The organism is Fodinibius sp., from assembly GCF_041642155.1.
Lineage (GTDB): Bacteria > Bacteroidota > Rhodothermia > Balneolales > Balneolaceae > Fodinibius.
Map to the genome: position 1 here is coordinate 1 of NZ_JBEPWZ010000154.1, position 6,933 is coordinate 6,933.

Consider the following 6,933-nt stretch of genomic DNA (forward strand, 5'->3'; position numbering starts at 1 on the left):
CCAATGAATTTGTAAGATTCAAATAGAGTCTTTTGGCACAGGCGCGATTTTATTTGCACAATCGGGGATCACATATTTAAAATAAATATCCTGCACAGAGTATGAGATGGTGATTCATGGGTGCCGGGCGGATCGATGATATATTTCTAATAGATGTTCAATGGCGGGTGATATCCTATAAAAAAGTTTTATATCCTGTTATACCATCAATAAAAGCCATGCACTACTTTTTTATCATGCGGTATGGTTTACTGAAGCAAAAAAATGCCGAAAAAATTTAAAAGAATTTAAAAATAATTGAATAAGTGTATAAAATACCAGATAATACAAGTGTCATCAGTTCATTGGATTGTGGGATGAATTGCACAATTCGAATTATAGCTATGAAGTACGATCGAATGTGCCGGGCAGCCGATCCTGGGATGACAAGATGTATTTTCAGCCCATACCCTTCGAGGAGATGAACCGGAACGATGAGTTGGAGCAAAACCCGGGGTATTAAGCATGAAGTCAATGACGGACAGAAGGTGACTCCGCGATTGGAATGTTACTATCCGGTTGCAGGAAACGATCCGCTCTTCTGGACCATTCGTCCGACACGGGACAATCTCATTCACGGTTGAAGGGGCACACCTTCGCTCGCTTTTGCCAAGTGAATGAGATATCCCCCTTCCGGGCATCCTGAAATAGGGCGGCAGGAGGGAGAGTGGTAAAGTAGTTAATATGTTAGTGAACGTACGTTGCCTGAATCGGTAAATTAACCTCACGCCTTTTGCTTGTGGTCCTCTTTTTGGATAAAAGATGTTTTTAAATAGATAATTTCTTTTATTCATTAGCGGGGACATAAGCATGGAGTATGAATCCGTTGTGCGGTTGACTGACCTGGAAGTTTCTTGTCTCAACCAATGCTTTCAGATCATATATACGCTGAAAAGACGATTGGAAAATCAAGCGCACTACGCGTCAGAATATATTGCAGGGTAGATCGTAAATTTCATAAACAGGAAAAACAGGTAAGTATGGACCGAAAACAATTCTTACAGCAAAGTACGCTGGCGGGGGCGTCGGCGCTGGCGGCCGGACCGGCGGCCCTGGGGCGCAGCCGGGGCCAGGCCGGGCAGCCGGGTTCCCGGCAGGACGCCTTTAATCTGAACTACGCGCCTCATTTCGGCATGTTCCGGGCGCATGCGGGCGAAGACCTGATCGACCAGATCAAGTTTATGTCGGAGGCCGGATTCACCGCCCTCGAAGACAACGGGCTGATGGGCCGCTCGCCGGCCACCCAGGAGCAGATCGGGGAGGAGCTGGCCCGCCAGGGCATGCAGATGGGGGTTTTCGTCATCGACAAGGGAGGCAATGCGGCAAATTCCTTTACAGCGGGCAAGCAGGAATATACCGATGTTTTCGTGGAGGCCTGCCGGGAAGCCGTCGAGGTGGCCCAACGAGTGGACGCCAAGTGGATGACGGTGGTGCCGGGCAATTTTACCCGGGAGCTGCCGGTCGGCATCCAGACCGGTCATGTGATTGACACGCTCCGCCGCGGGGCCGAAGTGCTGGAGCCCCACGGGCTGGTGATGGTGCTGGAGCCGCTGAGCGATACCCCGGACCTGTTCCTTCGCACCTCGGATCAAACCTATATGATATGCCGGGCCGTCGACAGTCCTGCCTGCAAGATCCTCTACGACATCTACCATATGCAGAAGAACGAGGGCCACCTGATCACCAACATCGACCGGTGTTGGGAGGAGATTGCCTATTTCCAGCAGGGCGATGTCCCGGGGCGCAACGAGCCGGGCACCGGCGAAATCAACTACCGGAACGTGTTTGCCCACATTTACCAGAAAGGCTTTGAGGGCATCCTGGGGATGGAACACGGCAACGCAGGGGAGGGCAAAGAAGGCGAGGCGGCCGTTATCGAGGCCTACCAGTCGGCCGATAATTTTCGCTGAGGCGCCTCCCGGCCGGGATAAAGCCCCGGGAAGGCCGGGCGCTCGAGGATATAGATAGATATAGATATATATAACGATCAACATAATTGAATAGAGCATACCATGAGCACACCAACCGACAAGCAAACAGACAACAATCAACGACAGACGATATCCCGCAAGGATTTTGTGAAGGCCTCCTCGCTGGCGGCCGGGGGACTGATGGTGGGGAGCCTGCCGCTTAGCGGGCGGGCGAGGCCGGCGGGGGCGGCGACCCTGAAGGTAGCGCTGGTGGGCTGCGGGGGACGCGGAACCGGTGCCGCACGGCAGGCTCTGAGCACCGGGGAGGGCGTTCAGCTGGTGGCCATGGCCGACGCTTTCCGGGACCGTCTCGACGACAGCTTCGAGACGCTGACCAACGTTTTTTCCGAAGAAGCCCCCGAAAAGATCAACGTGCCGGAAGAACACAAGTTTACGGGTTTCGATGGCTACCGGGAGGCAATCGGGCTGGCCGATGTGGTGATCCTGGCGACCCCGCCGGGCTTCCGCCCCTACCACTTTGAGGAGGCGATTGACGCCGGCAAACACGTTTTTATGGAGAAACCGCTGGCGACCGATGCCCCGGGGGTGCGCAAGGTTCTGGAAGTGGGCGAGAAAGCCGACCAGAAGGGCCTCAATGTGGTGGTGGGGCTGCAGCGGCACTACCAGAACAGCTACCGCGAGGCGCTCCAGCGGATTGGCGACGGGGCGGTCGGGGACATCGTGTCGGGACAGGTGTACTGGAACAGCGCAGGCGTGTGGGTGCGACCGCGGGAGCCCCACCAGAACGAGATGGAATACCAGATGCGCAACTGGTACTATTTTGTATGGCTGTGCGGGGATCATATTATGGAGCAGCATATCCACAATATTGACGTGGCCAACTGGTTTATCGGGGAATACCCGTCCAGCGCCCAGGGCATGGGGGGACGAGAGATCCGCACGGGCCGCGACCACGGGCAGATTTTCGATCATCACTTTGTGGAGTTCACCTACCCGAGCGGGGCGGTGGTGGCCAGCCAGTGCCGCCACCAGCCGGATACGATGAACCGGGTGGCCGAATTCTTCCAGGCCACCGGGGGCACGGTCGATACGGCCGGGGACCGGGCCGTGCTGAAGAGCCGGGACGGGCAGACGCTCTATGAGCACGATGCGGAGGGCGACCCCAACCCGTACCAGCAGGAGCACAACGAGCTGTTCGCGGCGATCCGCAACGGGGAGCAGATCAATGACACCGAAAATGGAGCCAAAAGCACGCTGACGGCGCTGATGGGCCGGATGGCAACCTATTCGGGGAAGGTGATCGGCTGGGAGGAAGCGCTGAATTCGGATCTGAGCGTAATGCCCGAGGAGTTCAGCTGGGAGGCGGCCCCGCCGGTGGTACCCGACGAAACCGGATTCTACCCGGTACCCGTGCCCGGACAGACCAAAGTACTGTAGGTAAGCGCGGCGGAACGCAAAGGCGATGTCCCCCCTCGGGGATGTTGCCTTTTTAATTCGTACCGGTCTTGTCTATTCCCGTACTCACGCCCATTGCACCCGCAGGACAGAAAGTATATGGTTGTTTGCAAAACACTGGTAAATAGTACCGGAATCTTCTGGGTAATCGTGCTTCTCTTTGCTGGCTGCACGACCTCTGCCGATTTGGAGTGGCACGGGGAAGAGGGCTACCGGTGGGCGGAATTATCCCCCGCATTTTTTGGGAGCACCGGTTTCCAGAAACTGGACTCCACTGATACCGGTATCCGCTTCCGAAATTTCGTGAGCGAGGAACGCATAGAAGAAAACCGTAACTTTTTAAATGGCTCAGGCGTTGCCACGGCTGATGTGGACGGAGATGGCCGGGTGGATATTTACCTGGCCCGGCTGGAAGGCCCCAATAAGCTTTACCGGAACCTGGGAAGCTTTGAATTTGAGGATATAACAGAGGAAGCCAATCTTGCGCACGAGGGGTATCACTCTACCGGGGTAGTCTTTGCGGATGTCAACGGCGATTCCCACCCCGATCTTTTGGTTACCTCCCTGGCTCAGGGAAACGAACTCTACATTAATGATGGAGAGGGGCGTTTTGCGTTGAAAGGAGACAGCGGACTGGGCCCTTCAAATGGCAGCAATACCATGACGCTGGCCGATATAGATAAAGACGGTGATTTGGACCTGTATATCACCAATTACAAGCTGAAGACTGTCCGCGATATCTACTCGGCCGAGGAGCTGTCCACCGAAAATACAGTGCGCAGGGAGGGCGACTCACTCGTGGTGGTCCCGCCGTTTGACAAGTATTATGGCATTATTGAAACCGAGGGACAATCGTATCGCAACGAATATGGAACCAAGGATGAACTGTATATAAACGGGGGAGAGGGTGCTTTTCGGAAAGTGGACAATGACAAAGATTATTTTATGGCTGCCGATGGAAGTGAGCAGGGACTTTCGCGGGACTGGGGACTAACGGCGAAATTCCAGGATGTGAATGGAGACGGTTATCCCGATTTATATGTTGCCAATGACTTTTGGACGCCCGATCGCATGTGGATGAACCGGGGGGACGGGACGTTTAGAAGTATAGATCGAAATGCTATACGCAATATGAGCTTTTCTGCCATGGGTGTGGACTTCTCTGATATCAACAGGGATGGAGCGGTTGATATTTTTGTCACTGAAATGTTGAGCGGCAACCACCAGCGACGCTTGCGCCAGCTATCCGAGCATTTGGATCCCATAGAGGGACGTCCCCAGTACAACAGGAATTCGCTTTATCTGAATCGCGGTGACCATACGTTTGCCGAAATTTCGAATTACGGCAATGTCACGGCTACCGAGTGGTCGTGGGCAACCAATTTTTTGGATATTGATCTGGATGGTTAAGAAGATCTGATTATCACGACGGGCTATGCCTATGATTACCAGGATATGGATACCCAGATGCAGTTAAACAGCCGGAGCGGGTCCGCCGGGGGCATGCAGCGTACGGGTGATATTGTAACCTACCCGCGGCTGTCCCTGCCCAACCAGATGCTTCGAAATGATCAGGATCTTACCTTCTCTGATAAAAGTGAGGACTGGGGATTTTCAGAAGATGATATCTCTCTGGGTCTGGCCCTGGCTGACCTGGATAACGACGGGGATGCCGATTTTGTGATCAACCGGTTTAACCGGGAGGCGCTGGTCTACCGGAATGAGACAAATGCGCCGCGCATAGCGGTGCAGCTAAGCGGGGAGGAGCCCAACAACGACGGGATCGGGGCGAAAGTCACATTAAAAGGCGCATCCGTAGATCAGCAAAAGGAGATGAGCGCGGGCGGGAGCTATGTATCGGGTTCCCAGCCGATGCTTTTTTTTGCAGCAGACCGGGGAAACAAGCACCATATACTGACCGTGCAATGGCCCGACGGCTCCACCAGCCGTATTGACAGCGTACGGGCCAACCGGGTGTACGATATAAAACAACCATCGACTCTGACGAGTGTTAAAAGTCCGCCGAAAGAAAAGGAAACGGGGTCCGTTCCTACGTTATTCGAAGATGTATCGGATCAAATAGGATACGTTCACCATGAGGATCCCTATACCGATGTCAACGTACAGCCGCTTTTGCCGGTTTTGCTGAGCAGACAGGGACCGGGCATCGCCTGGATTGATTACGACGGAGACGGGGACGACGATCTTTTTATTGCCTCCGGCAAAGGGGGACGGATGGGCACGTTTGAAAATACCGGTGAGGGACCGTTTGAACCGCTTGAACAGGATGCCCTGAACTCCACCGCCCCGGGTGATCAAACGGCGATTTTAGGCTGGCATACCCGGGAGGGACTGCACCTCATAACAGGCAGTGCCAACTTTGAGCAGGGCGATCCCCGTGCCCCTTCTGCGCTGTCCTATATCATAAAGAGGGATAATGACCCGGGCGTGGTGCAGGAAATCCCGGGTATCCTGTCCACGACAGGACCGCTGGCTGCTTCCGATTATGACGGAGACGGTGATGTGGATCTTTTTGTAGGGGGACGTTTTAAGCCGGGGGAATATCCGAGGGACGCTTCTTCGAGGCTCTTTCGAAATGAAAAGGGACGGTTTGTACTTGATCGGTTAAATTCAAAAAAACTTGATGAGATAGGATTGGTGTCGGGGGCTGTATTTACGGACTACGACGGGGACGGCGACCGGGACCTGCTGCTCAGTCGCGCCTGGGACTCCCTGGTGTTGCTGGAAAATCAGGGGGGACATTTTGTGGATGTAAGCTCGGAAGCCGGATTGGAGAAATTTAAAGGCTGGTGGAACGGGGTGGCAACCGGAGACTTCAACAATGACGGGCGTCCTGATATCGTCGCCGGGAATATCGGAAGCAACAGCGTGTACCAGCCTGCCGGGGAGCACCCGTTGAAACTGTACTACAGTGATTTTGATATGGATGGTACCCTGGATATTATTGACAGCTACTACAACACGGCGCTGCAGGCGTACGTGCCGCGTCGGAAACTGTATGATTTCGACTCCATGCCGTCAGTGTTGGGAAGAATTAACTCTCACGAACAATTTGCGCGATCGTCTGTAGCAGAGATGATAGGCCAGGATGTGTCTACAATTCCTTCCAAAGAAGTGAACACCGTTAGGCATATGCTGTTTATAAATACAGGGGAGGGCTTCGAGGCTTCCCCGTTGCCCGCAACAGCACAATTTTCTGCAGCTTTTCATGCGGGAATTGCCGACTTTAACAGTGACGGAAACGAAGATATGTTTCTGAGTCAGAATAACTTTGCCTTCCCGGATAACACACCTCGGCTGGATGCAGGGCGAGGCCTGGTGCTGCTGGGGGACGGAGACGGTTCATTTGAGGTGGTAAAGGGACAGGAAAGCGGTATCAGGATCTATGGTCAGCAGCGGGGCGCCGCCGTAAGCGATTTTAACAGGGACGGGCGTCCCGATTTGGCGGTGACCCAAAACAAAGGGCCGGCAATGCTCTATAGGAACC

Annotated in this window: 6 protein-coding genes; all 6 read left to right on the forward strand. The window is 54.1% G+C overall.

All coding sequences use genetic code 11. The features are described from left to right. Window positions 1-430: 430 nt before the first annotated feature. Complete coding sequence (locus tag ACESLU_RS09640; protein ID WP_372638437.1) at window positions 431-502, forward strand: RagB/SusD family nutrient uptake outer membrane protein; 72 nt, start codon at window positions 431-433, stop codon at window positions 500-502. After that, complete coding sequence (locus ACESLU_RS09645; RefSeq protein ID WP_372638427.1) at window positions 474-623, forward strand: hypothetical protein; 150 nt, start codon at window positions 474-476, stop codon at window positions 621-623. The genes ACESLU_RS09640 and ACESLU_RS09645 overlap by 29 nt, the downstream gene beginning before the upstream one ends. 396 nt (window positions 624-1,019) lie before the next feature. Further along, window positions 1,020-1,949, forward strand: coding sequence for a hydroxypyruvate isomerase family protein (locus ACESLU_RS09650; RefSeq protein ID WP_372638429.1), 930 nt, complete (start codon window positions 1,020-1,022; stop codon window positions 1,947-1,949). 102 nt (window positions 1,950-2,051) lie between these two features. Continuing rightward, complete coding sequence (locus tag ACESLU_RS09655; protein WP_372638431.1) at window positions 2,052-3,407, forward strand: Gfo/Idh/MocA family protein; 1,356 nt, start codon at window positions 2,052-2,054, stop codon at window positions 3,405-3,407. A gap of 117 nt (window positions 3,408-3,524) precedes the next feature. Continuing rightward, window positions 3,525-4,835: an FG-GAP repeat domain-containing protein gene (locus tag ACESLU_RS09660; RefSeq protein WP_372638433.1), complete on the forward strand. Its 1,311-nt coding sequence runs from the start codon at window positions 3,525-3,527 to the stop codon at window positions 4,833-4,835. A 45-nt stretch (window positions 4,836-4,880) separates the two neighbouring features. Next, on the forward strand, window positions 4,881-6,933 hold a 2,053-nt coding region (locus ACESLU_RS09665; protein ID WP_372638435.1), incomplete at its 3' end, for a VCBS repeat-containing protein.